At 71.4% G+C, this 21,721-nt stretch carries 19 protein-coding genes; 13 read left to right on the forward strand and 6 right to left on the reverse strand.

Annotation, left to right across the window (positions count from 1 at the left end; genetic code table 11):
- Positions 1-79: 79 nt before the first annotated feature.
- The 5 genes from OG373_RS26075 (at position 80) to OG373_RS26095 (ending at position 4,789) form a co-directional block, all read left to right on the forward strand.
- A complete protein-coding gene (locus OG373_RS26075) occupies positions 80-2,194 on the forward strand; it encodes a PhoH family protein (protein ID WP_405440670.1) in 2,115 nt (704 codons plus the stop codon).
- A 13-nt stretch (positions 2,195-2,207) separates the two neighbouring features.
- On the forward strand, positions 2,208-2,705 hold the full coding sequence (gene ybeY, locus OG373_RS26080; RefSeq protein WP_405440671.1) for an rRNA maturation RNase YbeY: 498 nt from the start codon (positions 2,208-2,210) through the stop codon (positions 2,703-2,705).
- A complete protein-coding gene (locus OG373_RS26085; protein WP_397728815.1) occupies positions 2,702-4,006 on the forward strand; it encodes a hemolysin family protein in 1,305 nt (434 codons plus the stop codon). Before ybeY ends, OG373_RS26085 begins: the two co-directional genes overlap by 4 nt.
- Positions 4,003-4,365, forward strand: coding sequence for an MmcQ/YjbR family DNA-binding protein (locus tag OG373_RS26090; RefSeq protein WP_405440672.1), 363 nt, complete (start codon positions 4,003-4,005; stop codon positions 4,363-4,365). The genes OG373_RS26085 and OG373_RS26090 overlap by 4 nt, the downstream gene beginning before the upstream one ends.
- Before the next feature lie 67 nt (positions 4,366-4,432).
- Positions 4,433-4,789 (forward strand): cytidine deaminase, encoded by a 357-nt coding sequence (locus tag OG373_RS26095; RefSeq protein ID WP_405440673.1) that lies wholly within the window; start codon positions 4,433-4,435, stop codon positions 4,787-4,789.
- A gap of 258 nt (positions 4,790-5,047) precedes the next feature.
- Here the strand turns inward: OG373_RS26095 and OG373_RS26100 are convergent, their stop codons facing one another.
- A complete protein-coding gene (locus tag OG373_RS26100; RefSeq protein WP_397728811.1) occupies positions 5,048-6,325 on the reverse strand; it encodes an MFS transporter in 1,278 nt (425 codons plus the stop codon).
- Between the two features lie 71 nt (positions 6,326-6,396).
- Here OG373_RS26100 and OG373_RS26105 point away from each other — a divergent pair, with 71 nt between their 5' ends.
- From OG373_RS26105 to era, 3 genes are all read left to right on the forward strand, one after another.
- Positions 6,397-7,440, forward strand: a complete 1,044-nt coding sequence (locus OG373_RS26105; RefSeq protein ID WP_405440674.1) for a GlxA family transcriptional regulator — start codon at positions 6,397-6,399, stop codon at positions 7,438-7,440.
- A gap of 117 nt (positions 7,441-7,557) precedes the next feature.
- A complete protein-coding gene (locus OG373_RS26110) occupies positions 7,558-8,886 on the forward strand; it encodes a beta-xylosidase (protein ID WP_405440675.1) in 1,329 nt (442 codons plus the stop codon).
- Between the two features lie 1,076 nt (positions 8,887-9,962).
- The gene (gene era, locus OG373_RS26115; protein ID WP_397729028.1) at positions 9,963-10,913 is read left to right on the forward strand and encodes a GTPase Era; all 951 of its coding nucleotides are present in this window, start codon (positions 9,963-9,965) and stop codon (positions 10,911-10,913) included.
- A 97-nt stretch (positions 10,914-11,010) separates the two neighbouring features.
- Here the strand turns inward: era and OG373_RS26120 are convergent, their stop codons facing one another.
- From OG373_RS26120 to OG373_RS26135, 4 genes are all read right to left on the reverse strand, one after another.
- Positions 11,011-11,682: an SAM-dependent methyltransferase gene (locus tag OG373_RS26120; protein ID WP_405440676.1), complete on the reverse strand. Its 672-nt coding sequence runs from the start codon at positions 11,680-11,682 to the stop codon at positions 11,011-11,013.
- Positions 11,683-11,780: 98 nt separating this feature from the next.
- A complete protein-coding gene (locus tag OG373_RS26125; protein WP_405440677.1) occupies positions 11,781-12,599 on the reverse strand; it encodes a GNAT family N-acetyltransferase in 819 nt (272 codons plus the stop codon).
- A 70-nt stretch (positions 12,600-12,669) separates the two neighbouring features.
- Positions 12,670-12,939: a protealysin inhibitor emfourin gene (locus OG373_RS26130; RefSeq protein WP_397728803.1), complete on the reverse strand. Its 270-nt coding sequence runs from the start codon at positions 12,937-12,939 to the stop codon at positions 12,670-12,672.
- A 9-nt stretch (positions 12,940-12,948) separates the two neighbouring features.
- On the reverse strand, positions 12,949-14,025 hold the full coding sequence (locus OG373_RS26135) for a M4 family metallopeptidase (RefSeq protein ID WP_405440678.1): 1,077 nt from the start codon (positions 14,023-14,025) through the stop codon (positions 12,949-12,951).
- 366 nt (positions 14,026-14,391) lie between these two features.
- Here OG373_RS26135 and leuA point away from each other — a divergent pair, with 366 nt between their 5' ends.
- Positions 14,392-16,155, forward strand: coding sequence for a 2-isopropylmalate synthase (gene leuA, locus OG373_RS26140; protein WP_397728800.1), 1,764 nt, complete (start codon positions 14,392-14,394; stop codon positions 16,153-16,155).
- 57 nt (positions 16,156-16,212) lie between these two features.
- Here the strand turns inward: leuA and OG373_RS26145 are convergent, their stop codons facing one another.
- Positions 16,213-16,971, reverse strand: a complete 759-nt coding sequence (locus OG373_RS26145) for an SDR family NAD(P)-dependent oxidoreductase (RefSeq protein WP_405440679.1) — start codon at positions 16,969-16,971, stop codon at positions 16,213-16,215.
- Positions 16,972-17,142: 171 nt separating this feature from the next.
- Here OG373_RS26145 and OG373_RS26150 point away from each other — a divergent pair, with 171 nt between their 5' ends.
- From OG373_RS26150 to OG373_RS26165, 4 genes are all read left to right on the forward strand, one after another.
- Positions 17,143-17,838 (forward strand): TerB family tellurite resistance protein, encoded by a 696-nt coding sequence (locus OG373_RS26150; protein ID WP_397728796.1) that lies wholly within the window; start codon positions 17,143-17,145, stop codon positions 17,836-17,838.
- A gap of 606 nt (positions 17,839-18,444) precedes the next feature.
- Complete coding sequence (locus tag OG373_RS26155; protein ID WP_405440681.1) at positions 18,445-19,947, forward strand: nucleobase:cation symporter-2 family protein; 1,503 nt, start codon at positions 18,445-18,447, stop codon at positions 19,945-19,947.
- 155 nt (positions 19,948-20,102) lie between these two features.
- A complete protein-coding gene (gene recO, locus OG373_RS26160) occupies positions 20,103-20,849 on the forward strand; it encodes a DNA repair protein RecO (protein ID WP_405440683.1) in 747 nt (248 codons plus the stop codon).
- Between the two features lie 11 nt (positions 20,850-20,860).
- Positions 20,861-21,685: an isoprenyl transferase gene (locus OG373_RS26165; RefSeq protein ID WP_405440684.1), complete on the forward strand. Its 825-nt coding sequence runs from the start codon at positions 20,861-20,863 to the stop codon at positions 21,683-21,685.
- Positions 21,686-21,721 lie beyond the last annotated feature (36 nt).

Genomic DNA, 21,721 nt, shown 5'->3' on the forward strand with positions numbered 1-21,721 from the left:
ACGTACGCTTGGTAATCCGGAGGTCGTCGATCGGCGCGGCCCCTCAGCGGGAGGTATGTGCAGGCCACAGTGCCGGCCCATGACTCAGACACCCACAGCCCACATCCCTGCGCCGGGGCAGGCGCGAGCCCACTTCACCGTTCCGGCCACGCACCCGATGGTGACCGTGCTCGGCTCGGGTGACGCCCTGTTGCGCGTGATCGAGAAGGCCTTCCCGAAGGCCGACATCCATGTTCGGGGCAATCAGGTCAGCGCGATCGGCGAAGCGGCGGAAGTCGCCCTGATCCAGCGACTTTTCGACGAGATGATGCTGGTGCTCCGCACCGGGCAGCCGATGACGGAGGACGCAGTGGAACGCTCGATCGCCATGCTCAAGGCGAGCGGCAACGGCAATGGCAACGGGCCCGCCGAGACACCGGCCGAGGTGCTCACCCAGAACATCCTCTCCAGCCGCGGCCGCACCATCCGCCCCAAGACCCTGAACCAGAAGCGGTACGTCGACGCGATCGACAAGAACACGATCGTCTTCGGCATCGGCCCCGCCGGTACCGGCAAGACCTACCTCGCCATGGCCAAGGCCGTGCAGGCCCTCCAGTCCAAGCAGGTCAGCCGGATCATCCTGACCCGGCCCGCCGTCGAGGCGGGGGAGCGGCTCGGCTTCCTGCCGGGCACCCTCTTCGACAAGATCGACCCGTACCTGCGCCCGCTCTACGACGCGCTGCACGACATGCTCGACCCCGACTCGATCCCGCGGCTGATGGCCGCCGGGACCATCGAGGTCGCGCCCCTCGCATACATGAGGGGGCGCGCGATGCCCGTCTTCACGAAGGTTCTGACGCCGGACGGCTGGCGCCCCATCGGGGACCTCCAGGTGGGTGACCTGGTCGTCGGATCGAACGGCGAGCCGACCCCGGTCCTCGGTGTGTACCCGCAGGGCGAGAAGGACATCTACCGTCTCACGGCCCAGGACGGGTCCTGGACCCTGTGCTGCGGCGAGCACCTGTGGACTGTCAGGACGCGCGACGACAAGCGCCGCGACAAGCCGTGGCGGGTCCTGGAGACCAAGGACATGATCGGCAACCTCCGTGCGGCCCATGCCCGCCGCTACGAGCTGCCGATGCTCACCGCTCCGGTCGCCTTCCCGGAGCGCGAGGTCCCGATGGACCCGTACGCGCTGGGTCTGCTGCTCGGCGACGGGTGCCTCACCGGCTCCACCACGCCGTCCTTCGCCACAGAGGACGAGGAGCTCGTCCGCGCCCTGGAAACGGCGCTTCCTGGAGTCGCCGCACGACACAAGGGCGGGCCCGACTACGTTCTGAACAGGGTGAAGTCGCCCGGTGACGTGGTCACTCTGGAGAACCCCGTCACCCGGGTGATGCGCGAGCTCGATCTGCTCGGCAGTCGCTCGCACTCCAAGTTCGTGCCGGACGTTTACCTGTTCAACACGGCAGAGGTCCGCCTCGCGGTACTCCAAGGCCTGCTCGACTCCGACGGAGGCCCGGTCGCTCAGCGAGACCGTACCTGCCGCATCCAGTACTCCACGACGTCGATCGTCCTGCGCGACGATGTGATCGCCCTCGTACAGTCCCTCGGCGGTGTCGCCCACACCCGGCGCCGCACCGCAGAGGGCCGCAAGCAGGGCACTGCCCTGGCCGCCCACCGGCGGGATGCGCACGTCGTCGACATCCGGCTCCCCGAGGACATCGAGCCCTTCCGCCTCGCTCGCAAGCGGGACGCGTACCACGCGGCCGGCGGAGGAGGGCGCCCGATGCGCTTCATCGACTCCATCGAGCCCGCGGGCCGCGAGGAAGCGGTGTGCATCCAGGTGGCAGCCGAGGACTCGCTGTACGTGACGCAGGACTACCTGCTGACGCACAACACCCTCAATGATGCGTTCGTCGTCCTCGACGAGGCGCAGAACACGACCGCCGAGCAGATGAAGATGTTCCTGACCCGGCTCGGCTTCGACTCGAAGATCGTCGTCACCGGTGACGTCACGCAGATCGACCTGCCGGGTGGCGCCAAGAGTGGTCTGCGTCAGGTCCAGGAGATCCTCGAAGGGCTCCCGGACATCCACTTCTCGCGGCTCACGTCCGAGGATGTCGTCCGTCATAAGCTGGTCGGCCGTATCGTCGACGCGTACGAGAAGTACGACGACAGCCAGCAGGCCGCGAACGGCCATCCACGGAAGTAGAACCCAGCGCACCATGTCGATCGACGTCAACAACGAGTCCGGAACCGAGGTCGACGAGCAGGCGATCCTCGACATCGCCCGCTACGCGCTCACCCGGATGCGGATCCACCCGCTCTCCGAGCTCTCCGTCATCGTCATCGACGAGGACGCCATGGAGCAGCTCCACATCCAGTGGATGGATCTGCCCGGTCCGACCGACGTCATGTCCTTCCCGATGGACGAGCTCCGTCCGCCGACCAAGGACGACGAGGAGCCCCCGCAGGGGCTCCTCGGTGACATCGTGCTCTGCCCCGAGGTCGCCAAGAGGCAGGGCGAGGAAGCCCCGACGGAGCACTCCATGGACGAGGAGCTCCAGCTCCTGACCGTCCACGGAGTGCTGCACCTGCTCGGCTACGACCACGAGGAGCCGGACGAGAAGGCCGAGATGTTCGGTCTCCAGGCGGCCATCGTCGACGGCTGGCGCGGCGAGCGCGGTATGACGGGACCGTCCCCGGCTCCGACCGTCTCGTGAACGCGCCGCAACTGATCACCGGAGCCGTCCTGCTGGTGGTGGTGGCCTGGTTCGCGGCGTGCGCCGAGTCCGGTCTCGCCCGCATTTCCGGCTTCCGGGCCGAGCAGGCCGTACGGGAGGGCCGGCGCGGCAGCGAGAAGCTCGCCCAGGTCGCCGGTGACCCCACCCGCTACCTCAATGTGGCCCTGCTGGTCCGGGTCACCTGCGAGATGGCCGCCGGGGTGCTCGTCACCTACGTCTGCCTCGACGAGTTCGGCGAGAACTGGACCGCGCTGCTCGTGGCCATCGCCGTCATGGTGCTCGTCTCCTTCGTCGCCGTGGGAGTGTCCCCCCGTACGATCGGCCGCCAGCACCCGCTGAACACGGCGACGGCGGCCGCGTACGTGCTCGTACCGCTGGCCAGGATCATGGGGCCGATCCCGCAGCTGCTGATCCTCATCGGCAACGCGCTCACGCCCGGCAAGGGCTTCCGCAAGGGGCCGTTCGCCTCCGAGGCCGAGCTGCGCGCGATGGTGGACCTCGCGGAGCGGGAATCGCTGATCGAGGACGACGAACGCCGCATGGTGCACCAGGTCTTCGAGCTCGGCGACACGCTGGTGCGCGAGGTGATGGTGCCGCGCACCGACCTGGTCTGCATCGAGCGGTACAAGACGGTCCGTCAGGCGACCACGCTCGCGCTGCGGTCCGGCTTCTCGCGCATCCCGGTGACCGGGGAGAACGAGGACGACATAGTCGGGATCGTCTACCTGAAGGACCTGGTCCGCAAGACGCACATCAGCCGGGAGGCGGAGGCGGACCTGGTGTCGACGGCGATGCGGTCGGCGGTCTTCGTGCCGGACACCAAGAACGCGGGCGATCTGCTGCGCGAGATGCAGCAGGTGCGCAACCACGTGGCCGTCGTCATCGACGAGTACGGCGGCACGGCCGGCATCGTCACCATCGAGGACATCCTGGAAGAGATCGTCGGCGAGATCACCGACGAGTACGACCGGGAGATCCCGCCGGTCGAGGACCTGGGCGAGGACCGCTACCGGGTCACGGCGCGGCTGGACATCACCGACCTCGGTGAGCTGTTCAAGGTCGAGGCCTTCGACGACGAGGACGTGGAGACGGTCGGCGGACTGCTGGCCAAGGCGCTGGGCCGGGTGCCGATCGCCGGTGCCTCGGCGGTGGTGGAACTGCCGGACGGCCGTCCGCTGCTGCTGACGGCCGAGTCCCCGGCGGGACGGCGGAACAAGATCGTGACGGTGCTGGTGGAGCCGGTGGCCGCGGCGGAGTCCGCGGGGGAGGAGGGGGAATGACCCCGGAGCAGCTGCGCGCGTTCTGTCTGGGCTTCAACGCGGCGGTGGAGGAGTTCCCCTTCACGCCGGAGACCTCGGTGTTCAAGGTACTGGGCAAGGTGTTCGCGCTGTCGGCGCTGGACGCGGAGCCGCTGAAGGTCAACCTCAAGTGCGACCCGGAGCTGGCGGTGCGGCTGCGCGAGGAGCACGAGGCGATCGTGCCGGGCTACCACATGAACAAGCGGCACTGGAACACGGTGACGGTGGGCGGGCCGGGCGGCCTGCCGGACCGGCTGGTGCGGGAGCTGGTGGAGGACTCGTACGACCTGGTGGTCGCGGGCCTGCCGAAGGCGGAGCGGCTGCGGCTCGACCGGCCGTGACGGGCCCTGCGGGGCTTCGGCGGGGTGGTCGTGCGGGGGCGCAGGGCGGCTCCCTATGCTTTCGACCATGACCGACAGCACCGGGATCGACCCCGAGGACAGCAAGATCATCACGCTGGCGCGCAGCGCCCGGGCCCGTAACGCGGTGCCCGAGGGGGCGGCGGTGCGGGACGAGACGGGCCGCACGTACGTCGCCGGGACGGTGGAGCTCGACTCCCTGAAGCTGAGCGCGCTGCAGACGGCGGTCGCGATGGCCGTGGCGAGCGGGGCGCGGTCGCTCGAGGCGGCGGCGGTCGTCAGCACGGCCGAGACCCCGGCCGAGGCCGACCGCGCGGCGGTCCGCGACCTCGGTGGCCCGGACACCCCGGTCCTGCTGGCAGGCCCGGACGGCACCCTGAAGTCCACCACGCCCGCAGGCCGCTAGCCTCCCGGCGGGGCTGGCGACGGACCCTGCGCGCCCGGGCCGCGTCGGCCTAGCCGGCGGCACCATCGAGCCTCGGCCGGGCCATATTCAGCCTCGCCGGCGTTTGAGGCGCGGGTCCGGGCGGAGCCCGGTGCCCGGCGGAGCCGGGTTTCCCGGGGCGCCGCCCCAGACCCCGCGCCTCAAACGCCGGCGAGGCTGGATTCGGCCCGGGCGCCCCTCAAGCGCCGGCGGGGCTGGATCGGGCCGGGCCGTCGGAGGCTAGTGGCGGCGGTGGATGGTCATGGCCAGCAGCGCAGCGATCGCGCACAGCGCGCCCGACGCGTACCAGACCACGTCGTACGAGCCGGTGAGGTCACGGGCCAGGCCGCCCAGGAAGGCCACCACCGCCGCGCCGAGCTGGTGCGAGGCCAGGACCCAGCCGAAGACGATCGCGCCGTCGTCCCCGTAGTGCTCGCGGCACAGCGCGATCGTCGGCGGGACGGTCGCGACCCAGTCCAGGCCGTAGAAGACGATGAAGAAGACCAGCGGTGGCCGGACCGACGGCGCCAGCAGGATCGGCAGGAAGAGCAGCGAGATCCCGCGCAGGGCGTAGTAGACGGCCAGCAGCCGCCGGGAGTCGAAGCGGTCCGTGAACCAGCCCGAGGCCACCGTGCCGATCACGTCGAACACGCCGACCACCGCCAGCAGCCCGGCGGCGGCCGTCACCGGCATGCCGTGGTCGTGGGCGGCGGGCACGAAGTGGGTCCTGACCAGGCCGTTCGTCGAGGCGCCGCAGATCGCGAAGGTGCCCGCCAGCAGCCAGAAGGGGCCGGTCCGGGCGGCGTCGAGGAGTACCTTCAGCGCACGCCGGGTCGCGCCCGGGGTCGGGGCCGGCTTCGGCCCGTAGGTGCCGCCGTACGGCGCGAGCCCCACGTCCGCCGGGTGGTCGCGCATCAGCAGCCACACGAAGGGGGCGACGGCCAGCGCTGCCAGGGAGACCGTCACCGTGGCCGGCCGCCAGCCGTGGTGGTCCACCAGCCAGGCCAGCAGCGGCAGGAAGACCAGCTGGCCCGAGGCCCCGGCCGCGGTCAGGACACCGGTGACCAGGCCACGCCGGGCGGTGAACCAGCGGTTGGTCACCGTCGCCGCGAAGGCCAGGGCCATCGAGCCGCTGCCCAGCCCGACCAGTACGCCCCAGCACAGCACCAGCTGCCACGGCGCGGTCATCCACACCGTGGCCAGCGCGCCGCAGGCGATGACGAGCAGGGCCACGGCCACCACCCGGCGGATGCCGAAGCGGTCCATCAGAGCCGCGGCGAAGGGCGCGGTGAGCCCGTAGAGCGCGAGGTTGACCGAGACGGCGAGGCCGATCGTGCCGCGGGACCAGTCGAACTCCGCGTGCAGCGGCTCGATGAGCAGTCCGGGCAGGGAGGCGAAGCCGGCCGCGCCGATGATCGTCACAAAGGCGACGGCGGCGACGAACCAGGCGCGGTGGATGCGGGCGGCCTCCCGTGGGGCGCGCGCGGGGGCCGTGGAGGCGGGGGCTGTCTGGGGCACGCCGACAGCTTCCGGCCGGCGGGGGACCGTACGAAAGTGGCTTGACTGTCATGCTTCGCTATGATCGGGCCATGGAGTCGCAGCAGGCACATCGGGTCGTCGTCCTCGCGCTCACCGGGTTGCTGCCCTTCGAGCTCGGCATCCCGCACCGGATCTTCGGGCGGGCGAAGGACCCGGCCGGGCGGCCGCTGTACGAGATCCTCACGTGCGGGCTCGCCCCCGGGCCGGTGCGCACGGACGCCGACTTCGCGATCCACGTCGAGCACGGCCCCGAGCTGCTGGCCACGGCCGACACGGTGGTGGTGCCGGCCTCGTACGAACTGGGCCCGGTGCACGAGGAGGGCAGGCTGACCGACGAGCTCGCGGCGGCCCTCGCCCACATTCGGCCCGGCACCCGGCTCGTCTCCATCTGTACGGGCGGCTACGTGCTGGCCGCCGCCGGGTTCCTCGACGGGCGTCCCGCCACCACCCACTGGGCCTCGGCCGAGCACTTCCAGCGGCTCTTCCCGGCGGTCCGGGTCGACCCGGACGTGCTCTACACCGACGACGGTGACGTGCTGACCTCGGCCGGGGTCGCCGCCGGAGTCGATCTGTGCCTGCACATCGTGCGCCGCGACCACGGCACGGCCGTCGCCAACGAGGTGGCCCGGCGAACCGTCGTACCGCCCCACCGCGAGGGCGGGCAGGCGCAGTTCATCGCACGCCCGATGCCGGAGCCGCAGCTCGCCACCACCACGGCGGCCCGCGCGTGGGTGCTGGACCGGCTGCACGAACCGCTGCGGCTGACCGACCTGGCCCGGCAGGAGGCGATGTCGGTACGGACCTTCACGCGCCGCTTCCGGGAGGAGTCGGGCGTCAGCCCCGGCCAGTGGATCGTGGGCCGGCGGGTGGAGCGGGCCCGTCAGCTGCTGGAGCAGACGGAGCTGCCGATGGAGCAGGTCGCGCGGGACAGCGGTTTCGGGACGGCCCAGTCGTTGCGCAAACACGTGCAGGCGGCGCTGGGGGTGAGCCCGACCGCCTACCGCCGCACCTTCCGCGCGGCAGCCGCGACCGGGCCGGCGGGTACCCTGCCATCTCCTGATGGGCCATCAGTTGATGCCGGAGCCGTGCATTGACTTCTCCCGCCCCCCGCTCGTGAATGACCCCCTGCGCAGGGCGCGGGCGCGAGGGAACCCAGGGGGCGGGCAGTGCGAACAGGGGCGCGGAAGCGGAGATGGTCGGCAGCCGTCGGCATGGCCGTGCTGGCCGCCACGACCGGGGGCGCCCTGAGCCCGCCCGCCGCGGCCGAGGGCGAGACACCCCCCGGCCAGGTGGACTTCCCCACGCACTGCCTGCCGCCCCAGGAGGCCGGCCTCCCGCCCGCGGACGGGCCGACCACCGCCCGGATCACCGTCGACAACCCGGCCCCGCAGGTCGGCGACACCGTCACCGTCACCTACCAGGTGCTCCGCACCCCTGCCATGGCGCCCCCGGACCCGAACGGGGCCGGCGGCGAACTCCCCGCCGACACGCTGACCCCGACCGGCCGGATCCTGCTGGCGGGCGCCCAGAGCGGCGAGGTCACCGTGGTCGGGGTCAAGCGCAACGACCCCGTCCCGGCGGGAGCGCCCCTCCCCGCCGTCACCATGACCGGCACCTTCACCGTCACCGCGCCCGGCGAGACCACCCTGGCCCCGGGCAGCTACACCCTGCACACCAGCCACCTGCTGGAGCTCGACACCACCTGCGCCGCGGACACGACGTCCGCCGCCCCCGTCTCCGCACGCCTGACCGCGACCGCACTGCCCACGGCCAACCTGCGCAGCGTCTTCCTCGGCGCGGCCCACGGCGGACCGGGCGACCGGGTGAAGGTCACCGCCGCGGGCTTCCCGCCGGGCGCGGCCGTCACGGTGGCCGGGCGGGCGGGCGCGGCCGAGACCGCCGACCGGGTCCGCGCCACCGCCGACGAGCGGGGCACGGCCCTGGTCGAGCTGCCGGTGACGGACCGGGCCACCACGGCGGTGGTGGCCTACGAGGGAGCCGCCTGGTCGGCGGGCAAGGGCTCGGGCCCGGCCGCGTACACCGTCATCGCCGTCAATCCGCCGCCCTCCATCACACCGCCACCGCCCTCCGGTACCCGGAAGGTCACGGCGACGGTCGAGCCGGGCGCTCTCGGCCTGACCCAGACCGGCGAGGACATCACCCTGGGCGCCGTCCCCTACGGCGCCGGCGGCGCGGCCCCCGGCCGGATCGGGACGATCACCGTCACCGACGCCCGCGGCGGCCCGGCCGGCTGGTCCCTGATCGGCAAGGTCACCGACTTCACCGGCCCCGGTGGGATCCGCATCCCGGGCGCCTCCCTGTCCTGGACCCCGAGGTGCGTGGCGGCCGAGGGGAGCCGCAGCGCCTGTACGCCGGGCAGTGCGGGTGTGGTCGGCCCCGACGGCGCGCTCCTCGCCTCCACCCCCGACGCGCCCCTGGTCGGCGGCACCTTCACCATCGATGCCACGGTCACCCTCCAGGTGCCGGCGTACACCCCGCCGGGTGCGTACACGGCGGTCCTGACCCTGACCCTGTCGTGACGGGCCGTCTGCGACTGCTGCTGCGCGGAGCTGTCCCCGCCCCGCCCTTTCTCCGTTTCCTGGTGCTCCGCCCCAGACCCCGCGCCTCAAACGCCGGCGGGGCTGATATTCAGCCCGTCCGGCGTTTGGGGACCGGGTCCGGGCAGAGCCCGGGGAACGGCGGATGGGCGGGTAGGGGATGGCTCCGCGCAGCGGCAGCCGCAGGAGGGGCGGCGTTGGTGATGCTCGGCGGGCTCGGCGGGACGGCCGCCGCGGACGACGGGCAGTGGTCCGTGCTGCCCGTCGCGACCGGCGTCGGGCAGCGGCCCTGCTTCTACCTCGCCGCCGCGCCCGGCCAGGCCGTGGCCGACGCCGTCACCGTCACCAACCGCACCGACCGGCCGCGCACCTTCCGGCTCTACGCCGCCGACGCCCACAACACCGCCCGCGACGGCGGATTCGCCGTGCGCGGGCCCGACGAGCCGCGGCGGGCCGCCGCCGCGTGGGCGAAGCTCGACCGGGAGCGGGTGACCGTACCGGCCGGGGGCTCGGTCGCCGTCGGCTTCACCGTCACCGTCCCCGACCGGGCGGAACCGGGGGACCACCCCGGCGCCGTCGTGGCCCTGGAGGAGCGCCCCGCCGCGGCCACGACCGGCGGCGGGATCGGCGTACAGCGGGCCGTCGCCGCCCGGCTGTACCTGCGGGTGACCGGCCCCACCGCGCCCGCCCTCACCGTCCGGGGGGTCACCGTGCAGCGTCGCGGCTCCGGCGCGGACATCTCGTACACGCTCCACAACATCGGCAATGTCACCCTCCGCCCCCGTGTCACCCTCACCGCCACCGGAGTTCTCGGCCGCCGGCTCCTCGGAGGTGAGACCGGCGGGCTGCCCGCAGAGCTGCTGCCGGGTCAGGAAGTACGGATCGGCGCCCGTTGGGAGGGCGCGCCCAGAGCGGAATGGGCCGAGGTCACGGTGCGCGCCCGGGCCGACGGAACCACAGCTCAGGGCCGTGCGGACCTCGCCGAGTACCCCTCGCTCACGGCCGTGCCGGCCCTCGCCGCGGCGATCTGGTCGGCGCTGCGAGCCGCATCGGGGAGAATGGCCCGTATGAGCGATCGTTCCCCCGAGTCCACCGCCCCGCACCGTGCGGGTTTCGCCTGCTTCGTCGGCCGCCCCAACGCGGGGAAGTCGACCCTCACCAACGCACTCGTGGGCACCAAGGTCGCGATCACCTCCAACCGGCCGCAGACCACCCGCCACACCGTCCGCGGCATCGTGCACCGCCCCGACGCCCAGCTCGTCCTCGTCGACACGCCCGGCCTGCACAAGCCGCGCACCCTGCTCGGCGAGCGCCTGAACGATGTCGTGCGGACCACCTGGGCCGAGGTCGACGTGATCGGCTTCTGCCTGCCGGCCGACCAGAAGCTCGGCCCCGGCGACAAGTTCATCGCCAAGGAGCTGGCGGGGATCAAGAAGACCCCCAAGATCGCCATCATCACCAAGACCGACCTGGTCGAGTCCAAGCAGCTGGCCGAGCAGCTCCTCGCCGTGCACCAGCTCGGTGCCGAGCTCGGCTTCGAGTGGACCGAGATCGTTCCCGTCTCGGCCGTCGGGGACACCCAGGTCCAGCTGCTGGCCGACCTGATCGCCCCGCTGCTGCCGGAGAGCCCGCCCCTGTACCCGGAGGGCGACCTCACCGACGAGCCCGAGATGGTCATGGTCGCGGAGCTGATCCGCGAGGCCGCGCTGGAGGGCGTACGGGACGAGCTCCCGCACTCCATCGCCGTGGTCGTCGAGGAGATGATCCCGCGCGAGAACCGTCCGGCGGACCGCCCGCTGCTCGACATCCACGCCAACGTCTACATCGAGCGGCCGAGCCAGAAGGGCATCATCATCGGCCCGAAGGGCTCCCGGCTGAAGGAGGTCGGGATGAAGTCGCGCAAGCACATCGAGGCGCTGCTCGGCACCCCGGTCTTCCTCGACCTGCACGTGAAGGTCGCCAAGGACTGGCAGCGGGACCCCAAGCAGCTGCGCAAGCTCGGTTTCTGAGGCGCGGGGCGAACGACACGACGACGACGCACGGACGCGGCCCCCACCCGGGGGACCGCGTCCGTGCGTCGCTGTTTGTGCGTCGTCGTCCGTGCGGCTACGCGGGCCTGCGCACCCGCACCACGTTGTCCGTGCGGGTGCCCGGCGTACCGTCGGGCTGCGCCTGGACCCGCTCGGTCTCCTCGGCCCGCAGCACCTCCCAGCCCGCCGTGACCGGCTCCAGCTGCGCGAGGACCTCCTCGGGAGTGGGGAAGTGCGCCTCCTCACGCTCCTCCTGCCACGGTGCCCAGCCCGCGTGGCCCACCACCAGCAGGGTGCCGCCGGGGGCCACGGCCGCGGCGGCCGTGCGCAGGACGGCATCACGGGGGAAGTCCCCGTAGTTGTGCAGGAAGCACGCCGAGACGAGGTCGAACTCCCCCTCCGGGAAGGCCTCCGTCAGGTCGTGCCGTGCGAAGGAGATCCGGTCCGCGACCCCGGCGTCCGCCGCGTGCTCGGCCGCCCGGCCGAGGGCGACCCCGGAGATGTCGGTCCCGGTGACGGTCCACCCCCGGCGGGCCAGCCAGACGGCGTCGCCGCCCTCCCCGCAGCCGAGGTCCAGGGCCCGCCCCGGGGCGAGGCCGGACACCTCGCGCACCAGCATGGCGTTGGCCTCGCCGCTCCAGATCCGGTCGCTCTCGCCGTAGCGGCCGTTCCAGAACTCCTCGCCCGCCGGGGGCCCGTCCACGGGGTAGTCGTGGGAGTGGGCGTGCGTGTGCGTGTGCTCGGTCATGGGTCCCTCTTCCAGTACGGGTGCCGGTACGGCCGATGCTCCGCCCGACCCGCCCGTACGGGCAAACCCTGTTGCCGTTCCGGCAAACAGGGAGCACCTCACTCCTGCGGTTCGGCGATCAGGGCCGTGGCCACCCGGCGGAAGCCGATGCGGGCGTAGACGCGGGCCACGTCCTCGTCGCCGGCCGAGAGGAAGACCGTACGGGCCCCGCGCGCCAGGGCCTCCGCGACGAGCGCGGCCGTCACCCCGAGGGCCAGGCCCTGACGGCGGGCCGACGGGAGGGTGCCGACGCCCACGACCTCCGCGACGTCCCCGACCGGGTTGTGCATGCCGGAGCAGAGGACGACGCCGTCCCGTACGGCCGCGGCCATGGCCGAAGTGCCCGCCGCCAGCTTTCCGGACACCCGGGCCCGGCCCTCCTCGGCCGAGGGCTCCGCCATCGCCGCCGCCAGTTCCGCGGGTCCGGCTTCGCCCACCGCCGTGCCCGGGGACCCGAAGGCCAGCGCCGGGACCGTCACCGCGGCGGTCAGCAGCGGGTCGTCCGCGCCGAGCAGACGCACGTCCGGATGCGGGGGGAGGGCTTCGGCCGAGGGGTCCAGCACCATGAGCGGGTGCGCGTGGACATGGAGTCCCGCCGCCTCCACCGCGGTCCGCAGCGAGGGGCTGGTTTCGGCCACCCACTCGAAGGCCTCGGGCACCTTCAGCTCCCGCTGGCGCTCCAGGACCCGTTGCACGTCGGCCGGGGTCGCCTCGGGGCCGCCGAGCGCGGGCCGCGCGTAGTACGGCCAGCCCGCGCCCTCCTGGACGAACAGGGTCAGCGCGCCGAAGTCCTCGGCGCGGGCCCCGCCCACTCGCGGCACCGTGTCGTAGTACCGCTCCAGCTCGGACAGCGTTGATTCGATCATGTGGTCGGTCATCCGGCCATCCAAACAAAGCGGCGCCGCCCGGGCACCTTCTTTCCGGGCACCCTGCGTCGGGCACCCTGCGTCAGGCGCCCTCCTTCAAGACCCTTGAGATCAGCGTCCGCTGGGCCTCCGAGAGGTTCGGCTCCGCGCAGGCCACCGTCCGCCCGTCCACCGTGATCCGGTACGAGAAGCCGTCCCGTACCCGGTCGGCCGGGTGGCCCGGCGGACCGGGCCGCAGTGCGAGCCGGGCCAGGGCCTGCCACTCGACCTCGTCCGGCCGGCCCGTGGTGTCCACCTCGGCCCGGCGCTCGATGCCCGCGAAGCCGCCCGTCCGTATCACCTGAATCCGCATGGGAGCCCTCTACCCGACGAGCGGGACGCCCACCGCGGACCATGCCTTCTGGAGCGCCTGGTGCTCGGCGCCGCCGTCCCCGTACCGGGTCACGGCCGCCGCCGTCGAGAGCCGGGCGAAGTCGGCGAAGTCCGCGTTCTCGGCGAGCTCCCCGCCGGTCAGGGTGTCGTACCAGATCTGCCCGGCCCGCTCCCAGGCCTTGCCGCCCAGCTCGGTCGCCGCGATGTAGAAGGCGTGGTTGGGGATGCCCGAGTTGATGTGGACCCCGCCGTTGTCGCTGTGCGTGTTCACGTAGTCGTCCATCGTGGCCGGCTGCGGGTCCTTGCCGAGCTCGTCGTCGTCGTACGCGGTGCCGGGCGCCTTCATGGAGCGCAGCGCGACCCCGGTGACGTTGGGGCCGAGGAGCCCGGCGCCGATGAGCCAGTCGGCCTGCTCGGCCGTCTGTTCCAGCGAGTACTGCTTGATCAGCGAGCCGAAGACGTCCGACATCGACTCGTTCAGGGCGCCTGACTGCCCGTGGTAGGTCAGGTTCGCCGTGTACTGGGTGACCCCGTGGGTCAGCTCGTGCCCGATGACGTCCACCGACACGGTGAAGTCGAGGAAGAGGTCCCCGTCCCCGTCGCCGAAGACCATCTGCTGGCCGTCCCAGAAGGCGTTGTTGTACTCCTCGCCGTAGTGGACGGTCGCGTCCAGCGCGAGCCCGGAGTCGTCGATCGAGCGCCGCCCGAAGCCCTTCAGGAACAGGTCGTACGTGGCCCCGAGCCCGGCGTGGGCGCGGTTGACGGTGGCGTCCTTGCTCAGCGGGTCGCCCTCGCCGCGGACCTTCCTGCCGGGCAGCCGGGTGCGGTGCTGGGCGTCGTAGATCGTCCGGTCCGGTTCGTCGGACGCCGGCGCGGCGAGGGTGGGGACGATCCCGCGCACGGCCGTGACCCGGCGCCTGGTGCGCAGGAGGGAGTCGCGTTCGAGGGTGCGCTGGGCGAGGTCGGCGCGGCGGGCGTCCGCGGACCGGGCGGCCTTGTCGAGGAGGTGCGGCGGTACGACCGTGCAGAAGACGGGGTGATGGCGGTGAGCGTGGGAGGCATCCATGCCCGGCAATGTGGCAGTGGGTCATGACGCTGTCACTAGCTGCGACCATGATTCATTCACTTGTCTGAAAGCGGTAACGCCGGATTGACGGAACAACCCGACTCGACGGGACGAAAGGAGGTTTAGCTCACATTTGGTGCAAATCGGACCCCAGGGTCTTGCATACTGAAACAGGTCCTCGCGATACGGCGCGGCTCGGCTAGGCTCGGTCCATCATGCGTTTCGGGCTGCTTCTCCTTAGCTGCCGCGGCGAGGGTCTGTAGTCGTAGGCCGACCCCCTCCCCGCGGAGTTTGGTGTTGCGGTTTTCACTACCGCCGTCGGCCGTCCCAGCGAACTACACGCGGACACGCGAGGAGCCCAACGCCATGAGCCAGCAGCCTTTTGTCGGTCGCCCCACGCCCATCACGAACGCGACCCACACCCAGCAGTCCACCGGGATGCCGATCCACAAGTACGGACAGTACGAGCAGGTGGACATCCCGGACCGCACCTGGCCGGACGCCCGCGTCACCAAGGCTCCCCGCTGGCTCTCCACCGACCTGCGCGACGGCAACCAGTCGCTGATCGACCCGATGACCCCCGCCCGCAAGCGCGAGATGTTCGACCTGCTGGTGCGCATGGGCTACAAGGAGATCGAGGTCGGCTTCCCCTCCTCCGGCGAGACCGACTTCGCCTTCGTGCGCTCCATCATCGAAGAGGGCGCGATCCCGGACGACGTCACCATCTCCGTACTGACCCAGGCCCGCGAGGACCTGATCGAGCGGACCGTGGAGTCCCTGGCCGGCGCCAAGCGCGCCACCGTGCACCTGTACAACGCGACCGCCCCGACCTTCCGCCGGGTCGTCTTCCGCGGCTCCAAGGAGCAGATCAAGCAGATCGCCGTCGACGGCACCCGCCTGGTCATGGAGTACGCCGAGAAGCTGCTGGGCCCGGAGACCACCTTCGGCTACCAGTACAGCCCGGAGATCTTCACCGACACCGAGCTGGACTTCGCCCTGGAGGTCTGCGAGGCCGTCTGTGACGTCTGGCAGCCGTCCGAGGGCCGCGAGATCATCCTGAACCTGCCCGCCACCGTGGAGCGCTCGACGCCGTCCACGCACGCGGACCGCTTCGAGTGGATGGCCCGAAACCTGACCCGGCGCGAGCACATCTGCATCTCCGTCCACCCGCACAACGACCGCGGCACCGCCGTCGCCGCCGCCGAGCTGGCCCTGATGGCCGGCGCCGACCGCATCGAGGGCTGCCTGTTCGGGCAGGGCGAGCGCACCGGCAACGTGGACCTGATCACCCTGGGCATGAACCTGTTCTCGCAGGGCATCGACCCGCAGATCGACTTCTCGCAGATCGACGAGATCCGCCGCACCAGCGAGTACTGCAACCAGATGGAGGTCCACCCGCGCCACCCCTACGCGGGCGACCTGGTCTACACCGCCTTCTCCGGCTCCCACCAGGACGCCATCAAGAAGGGCTTCGACGCCATGGAGGCCGACGCGGCCGCCCAGGGCAAGACGGTCGACGACATCGAGTGGGCGGTCCCGTACCTGCCGATCGACCCGAAGGACGTCGGCCGCTCCTACGAGGCGGTCATCCGGGTCAACTCGCAGTCCGGCAAGGGCGGCATCGCGTACGTCCTGAAGAACGACCACAAGCTGGACCTGCCGCGCCGCATGCAGATCGAGTTCTCGCGGATCATCCAGGCCAAGACCGACGCCGAGGGCGGCGAGGTCACGCCGAAGGCGATCTGGGACGTCTTCTCCGACGAGTACCTGCCCAACCCCGACAACCCGTGGGGCCGCATCCAGCTGCGCTCCGGTTCGACGGCCACCGACAAGGACGGCACGGACACGCTGACCGTCGAGGCGGTCGTGGACGGCGTGGAGACGGTCCTGAACGGCACCGGCAACGGCCCGATCTCCGCCTTCTTCGACGCGCTGGCCGGCATCGGCATCGACGCCCGCCTGCTGGACTACACCGAGCACACCATGAGCGAGGGCGCCTCCGCCGTGGCCGCCTCGTACATCGAGTGCGTGATCGACGGCCGCGTCCTGTGGGGCATCGGCATCGACGCCAACACCACCCGCGCCTCCCTGAAGGCGGTCATCTCCGCCGTCAACCGCGCGGGCCGCTGACTCCTCCTTCGTGAAGCCCCGCCCCCTTCCTCGCCGAAGGGGGCGGGGCTCCGTCGTTCAGCGGGCGAGGTAGCCGCCGTCCACCGGCACGATCGCGCCCGTCACGAACGAAGCCGCGTCGGAGGCCAGGAAGGCGATGACCCGGGCCACCTCCTCCGGCTCGCCGAGCCGGCCCATCGGGTGCGCCCCGGTGATCTCGGCCAGGTACTCCGGCCCGCCCGGCTCGTCCTTCAGCGCGATCACCCGCTCCGTACGGATGGTTCCGGGCGCCACCGCGTTGACCCGGATCCCGCGCGCGGCCCACTCCACCGCGAGGTGCTTCGTCAGCCCCGACGCCACGAACTTCGCGGGTCCGTACGCGGCCTGGCGGGCCTGCCCGGCCACTCCCGAGATCGAGGACACGCAGACCAGAGCCCCGCCGGGCCGCGGCTGCGCGGTCATCGCCTCGATGGCGTACTTGCAGGTCAGGAACATGCCGCGGCCGTCCACCGCCATGACGTGGTCCCAGTCCTCGGGACTGGTCTCCCGTACGTCGGACAGCGGCAGCACCCCGGCGTTCGCCACGGCGACGTCCAGGCGCCCGTAGGCCCGGGTCGCGGCGGCCACCATCGCGTGATTGGCCGCCGGATCGGCGACGTCACCGGTGACCGCGGTGATCGCGTACCCCTCGGCGGCCAGTTCTCCCCGCAGGGCCTCCACCCCCGGGCCATTGATGTCGGCCGCGGTCACCCGGGCCCCGGAGCGGGCCAGGAGCAGGGCGGTGGCCCGGCCGATCCCGCTCGCCGCGCCCGTGACCAGACAGGACTTCTCGTTCATGCCGCGAACCCTAGGACGGGCGGGGCGGGGCCGGGGGGACGTCGGGGGCGCAGACCGGCCAAGTCCACCGTCCGGCACATGTTGTCTTGTCACACGACTGACGCATCCTCATCGATGTGGCTAACATCACGCCCACCCGGCGATGTTGCCGGAAGGTTACGGAGGTGCGACGTGCTGCCAGTTCGGGGTGGGGACGGCCGGAAGCTGACGGTCTGGGGCACCCGTACCACCTGGAGCACCGTGGGCGACGGGGAGTTCTTCTGCCCCGCCTGCGGTGGCGACCGCAACTACCGCCGGCGCACCGGACGACGCCGGTTCACCGTTCTCGGGGTGCCGCTGCTGCCCCGCGGGCAGGACGGGCCCGTCATCGAGTGCCAGGCCTGCCGGGCCCGCTTCGACACCGACGTCCTGGACCACCTCACCACGACCCGCTTCACCGCCCTGCTGCGCGACGCCGTGCACACCGTGGCGCTGGCCGTGCTCACCGCGGGCGGGACGGCCTCCCGCAGCGCGCTGGAGGCCGCGGTGGGCGCCGTACGGGCCGCGGGCTTCCAGGACTGCACCGAGGAGCAGCTGGAGTCCCTCGTGGAGGCGCTGTCCACGGACGAGGGCCGGCTCGGGCTGTACGACGTCCCGGAGTGCTGCGGGGCGGCGCTGTCGATAGAGCTGCACGAGGCCCTGGAGCCGCTGGCTCCGCACCTGGCCGGCCCGGGCCGTGAATCGATCCTGCTCCAGGGGGCCCGTATCGCGCTCGCGGACGGCCCGTACACCCCGGCCGAGCGCGAGGTGCTGGCCACGGTCGGCTCGGCGCTGCGGATCGACACGGACGAGGTGTCCCGGCTGCTGTCGGCGGTACGCGCGCCGTAGTGAGCGTGGACCGGACGTGGAGAGGCGTGAGAGGCCCTGCGCGAGGACGAGGCGCAGGGCCCTTTCGTGTCCGTTCGGTGGCCCCGATCCGTCCGAAACGGTCTTCCGCGACGTAACGATCCGGCCTCGCAGGGCCGTTTTCGGGACGCGTGAACGCCGTGTGAAGGCCGGAGGCGATCCCTCCGTGCCCGGCGTGTCCACCAGTCGGACGGCCGGAACAGCACCTTCGGGTTTGCCCGTCGGGAGCGCCGCAAACGCCGTACCCGCACGTCACGGCAGGTGCGCTTCGCGGTCGCGCGGCGGGAAGGCCGGACTCCGTACCGCTGTGCGCATACTCCTGTCGCCGAGTACGCACCACTGGAGAAACCTCCAGATCGAGCACGCCTGAACGTCAACAGTTTGTCGAAGTCGACGATACCTGTGAGGCCTCCCACAGGCGTTCAATTCCGGTCACACGACAAGACGGCGCCGTTAACACAGCGCGGCTTCGATTCACCTCGACGTGAACGCACTGACAACCCTGGCGTACCAACGGGTTAGCGACCCACTGCGACCAGGGACAACCAGATCTCCTCTCACTTACCTACCTTGAAGGGCAAGGCTGAGATGGCACGTGTCGCCGCCCGGCTTTCCACCGACGGAGAGCAGAGCACCCACCCGGTCGACGAGGTGCTCCCCGTCCCCAAGCTCGCGCTGTACGGCTTCCAGCACGTACTCGCCTTCTACGCCGGTGCGGTGATCGTTCCGATCATCGTCGGCAACGCGCTGAAGCTGAGCCCTGAACAGCTGGTCTACCTGATCAACGCGGACCTCTTCACCTGCGGTATCGCCTCGATCATCCAGGCCTTGGGCATAGGCCGGATCGGTGCCCGACTGCCGCTGATCCAGGGCGTGACCTTCACCGCGGTCTCCCCGATGATCGCCATCGGTCTCGGCGCCGGAGGCGGCACCGCCGCCCTCCTGGTCATCTACGGCGCGGTGATCACCGCAGGCATCGCCACCTTCGCCTTCGCCTGGCTGCCGGCCAAGGCGTTCCGGACCGTCATGCGGCTGTTCCCACCGGTCGTCACCGGCACGGTGATCACCGTGCTGGGCATCGTCCTGATCCCGGTCGGTCTCAACGACGCGGCGGGCGGCCTCGGCAGCCCCGACTTCGGAGACCCGAAGAACTTCGCCTACGCCGGCGGCACGATGCTCTTCATCCTCGTCCTGATGAAGATCGGCAAGCCGTTCCTCTCCAGCATCTCGATCCTGCTCGGCCTGGTCGTCGGCACCACCGTCGCCTTCCTCCTCGGAGACGCGAAGTTCGGCGACGTGAGCAACTCCGCGTGGGTCGGCATCACCACCCCCTTCCACTTCGGTGCGCCGAAGTTCGAGTGGTTCCCGATCGTGCTGATGCTCATCGTCATGCTGATCACCATGGTCGAGACGACCGGTGACACCTACGCCGTCGGCGACATCGTCGGCAAGGAGGTCGACAGCGAGACCGTGGCCCGCGCCCTGCGCGCCGACGGTGCCGCGACCGCCCTCGGCGGTGTCCTCAACTCCTTCCCGTACGTGGCCTTCGCCGAGAACGTGGGCCTGGTGCGGATGACGAAGGTGAAGAGCCGGTTCGTGGTCGTCGCCGCGGGTGTCTTCATGATCATCCTCGGTCTTCTGCCCAAGGCCGCCGCGATCGTCGCCGCCGTCCCGCACGGGGTCCTCGGCGGCGCCGCGACCGTCATGTTCGCCATGGTCGCCCTGGCCGGTATCCAGACCCTGGCCAAGGTGGACCTGAAGGAGGAGAAGAACGCGCTGATCGTCGGCGTCTCCCTCGCCTTCGCCCTGCTCCCCGCGACCGTCCCGGTCTTCTTCACCAAGCACATGGACCCGGACCTGTCCTCGCTGCTCAACAGCGGTGTGACGCTGGGCGCCACGTCCGCCATCGTCCTGAACCTGATCTTCAACGGCCTGGCCAAGGACGGGGCCCACGACGTACCCAAGGTCGAACTGCCCGCCCAGGTTGCGGCGGCCGCGGACACCGCGGACTCCGCGGACGACGCGGAATCCGCAGCAGCCGTACCGGACCCGTCGGGTGAGGGCGAAGCAGCCCGGACCCCGGCCTCCTGACCCTCCCAAGGGGTGCTGGCCCCTCGTCGGGACCGGGTCCGGACGAGGGGCCATCGCTGTGCCCGCCACCCCGACGCCGATCGCCCCCGCCGGGCGGGCACCGCGCCCGTTGCCCGTCGCGTCCCGCTGTCTGCGGCGTACGGGACAATGGGCGCATGAGTCTGTTCCGCGACGACGGCATCGTGCTGCGCACCCAGAAGCTGGGTGAGGCGGACCGCATCATCACGCTGCTGACCCGCGGACACGGCCGGGTGCGGGCCGTCGCCCGCGGGGTCCGGCGTACGAAGTCCAAGTTCGGCGCGGGGCTGGAACCTTTCTCCCACGCCGACGTGCAGTTCTTCGCCCGCGGCAGCGAGCTGATCGGCCGCAGCCTCCCGCTCTGCACCCAGACCCAGATCATCGCCCCGTACGGCAACGGCATCGTCACCGACTACGCCCGCTACACCGCCGGCACCGCGATGCTGGAGACGGCCGAGCGGTTCACCGAGAACGAGGGCGAGCCCGCCGTGCAGCAGTACCTGCTGCTCGTCGGAGCCCTGCGCACCCTCTCGCGGGGCGAGCACGAGCCCCACCTGATCCTCGACGCCTTCCTGCTGCGCTCCCTCGCCGTCAACGGCTACGCGCCCAGCTTCGAGGACTGCGCGAAGTGCGGCATCCACGGCCCCAACCGGCACTTCTCCGTCGCCGCGGGCGGGGTCATATGCGGGGACTGCCGGGTGCCCGGCAGCGTCGTACCCTCGTCGGAGGCCATCGCCCTGCTCAGCGCCCTGCTGACGGGCGACTGGGGGCATGCCGACGGGTGTGAGGCGCGTCATGTGCGGGAGGGCAGCGGGCTGGTCTCCGCCTATTTGCACTGGCATCTGGAGCGCGGGCTACGCTCCCTGCGATACGTCGAGAAATAGGAGCTGGACACATGGCACGACGCGGGATTCTGGGGCGCTCTCGCCGCGAGTACAAGGTTCCCGAGCCGCACCCCTCCGGCGCGGTCCCGCCGAAGATCCCCGGTGAGCTGGTCCCGAACCACGTCGCGGTCGTCATGGACGGCAACGGCCGCTGGGCCAAGGAGCGCGGTCTGCCGCGCACCGAGGGTCACAAGGTCGGCGAGGGCGTCGTGCTCGACGTGCTCAAGGGGTGCCTGGAGATGGGCGTCAAGAACCTCTCCCTGTACGCCTTCTCGACGGAGAACTGGAAGCGCTCGCCCGACGAGGTCCGCTTCCTGATGAACTTCAACCGCGACGTCATCCGGCGCCGCCGCGACGAGATGAACGAGCTGGGCATCCGCATCCGCTGGGTCGGCCGGATGCCGAAGATGTGGAAGTCGGTCGTCCAGGAGCTCCAGATCGCCCAGGAGCAGACCATCGACAACGACGCCATGACCCTGTACTTCTGCGTCAACTACGGCGGCCGCGCGGAGATCGCGGACGCGGCGCAGGCCATCGCCCGCGATGTCGCGGCGGGCAGGCTGGACCCGTCGAAGGTGAACGAGAAGACCGTCGCGAAGTACATGTACTACCCGGACATGCCGGACGTGGACCTCTTCCTGCGCCCCAGCGGCGAGCAGCGCACGTCCAACTACCTGCTCTGGCAGAGCGCGTACGCCGAGATGGTCTTCCAGGACGTCCTGTGGCCGGACTTCGACCGCCGCAACCTGTGGGCGGCCTGCCTGGAGTACGCGCAGCGCGACCGCCGCTTCGGCGGCGCCGTCCCGAACCAGCCGGAGCCGGGCACCTCTGCCTGACCGGGGGCGTGATCGCCGGCACCCGCCCCGCCGGTA

Origin of the sequence: Streptomyces avidinii, assembly GCF_045161815.1 — a bacterium.
In the GTDB taxonomy this organism is placed as follows: Bacteria; Actinomycetota; Actinomycetes; order Streptomycetales; family Streptomycetaceae; genus Streptomyces; species Streptomyces avidinii.

Coding starts and splice junctions, on each gene's coding strand:
- OG373_RS26075 (WP_405440670.1), top strand. CDS start 80: ATGACTCAGACACCCACAGCCCACATCCCTGCGCCGGGGCAGGCGCGA.
- ybeY (WP_405440671.1), top strand. CDS start 2,208: ATGTCGATCGACGTCAACAACGAGTCCGGAACCGAGGTCGACGAGCAG.
- OG373_RS26090 (WP_405440672.1), top strand. CDS start 4,003: ATGACCCCGGAGCAGCTGCGCGCGTTCTGTCTGGGCTTCAACGCGGCG.
- OG373_RS26095 (WP_405440673.1), top strand. CDS start 4,433: ATGACCGACAGCACCGGGATCGACCCCGAGGACAGCAAGATCATCACG.
- OG373_RS26105 (WP_405440674.1), top strand. CDS start 6,397: ATGGAGTCGCAGCAGGCACATCGGGTCGTCGTCCTCGCGCTCACCGGG.
- OG373_RS26110 (WP_405440675.1), top strand. CDS start 7,558: ATGGCCGTGCTGGCCGCCACGACCGGGGGCGCCCTGAGCCCGCCCGCC.
- era (WP_397729028.1), top strand. CDS start 9,963: ATGGCCCGTATGAGCGATCGTTCCCCCGAGTCCACCGCCCCGCACCGT.
- OG373_RS26120 (WP_405440676.1), bottom strand. CDS start 11,682: ATGACCGAGCACACGCACACGCACGCCCACTCCCACGACTACCCCGTG.
- OG373_RS26125 (WP_405440677.1), bottom strand. CDS start 12,599: ATGACCGACCACATGATCGAATCAACGCTGTCCGAGCTGGAGCGGTAC.
- OG373_RS26130 (WP_397728803.1), bottom strand. CDS start 12,939: ATGCGGATTCAGGTGATACGGACGGGCGGCTTCGCGGGCATCGAGCGC.
- OG373_RS26135 (WP_405440678.1), bottom strand. CDS start 14,025: ATGGATGCCTCCCACGCTCACCGCCATCACCCCGTCTTCTGCACGGTC.
- leuA (WP_397728800.1), top strand. CDS start 14,392: ATGAGCCAGCAGCCTTTTGTCGGTCGCCCCACGCCCATCACGAACGCG.
- OG373_RS26145 (WP_405440679.1), bottom strand. CDS start 16,971: ATGAACGAGAAGTCCTGTCTGGTCACGGGCGCGGCGAGCGGGATCGGC.
- OG373_RS26155 (WP_405440681.1), top strand. CDS start 18,445: ATGGCACGTGTCGCCGCCCGGCTTTCCACCGACGGAGAGCAGAGCACC.
- recO (WP_405440683.1), top strand. CDS start 20,103: ATGAGTCTGTTCCGCGACGACGGCATCGTGCTGCGCACCCAGAAGCTG.
- OG373_RS26165 (WP_405440684.1), top strand. CDS start 20,861: ATGGCACGACGCGGGATTCTGGGGCGCTCTCGCCGCGAGTACAAGGTT.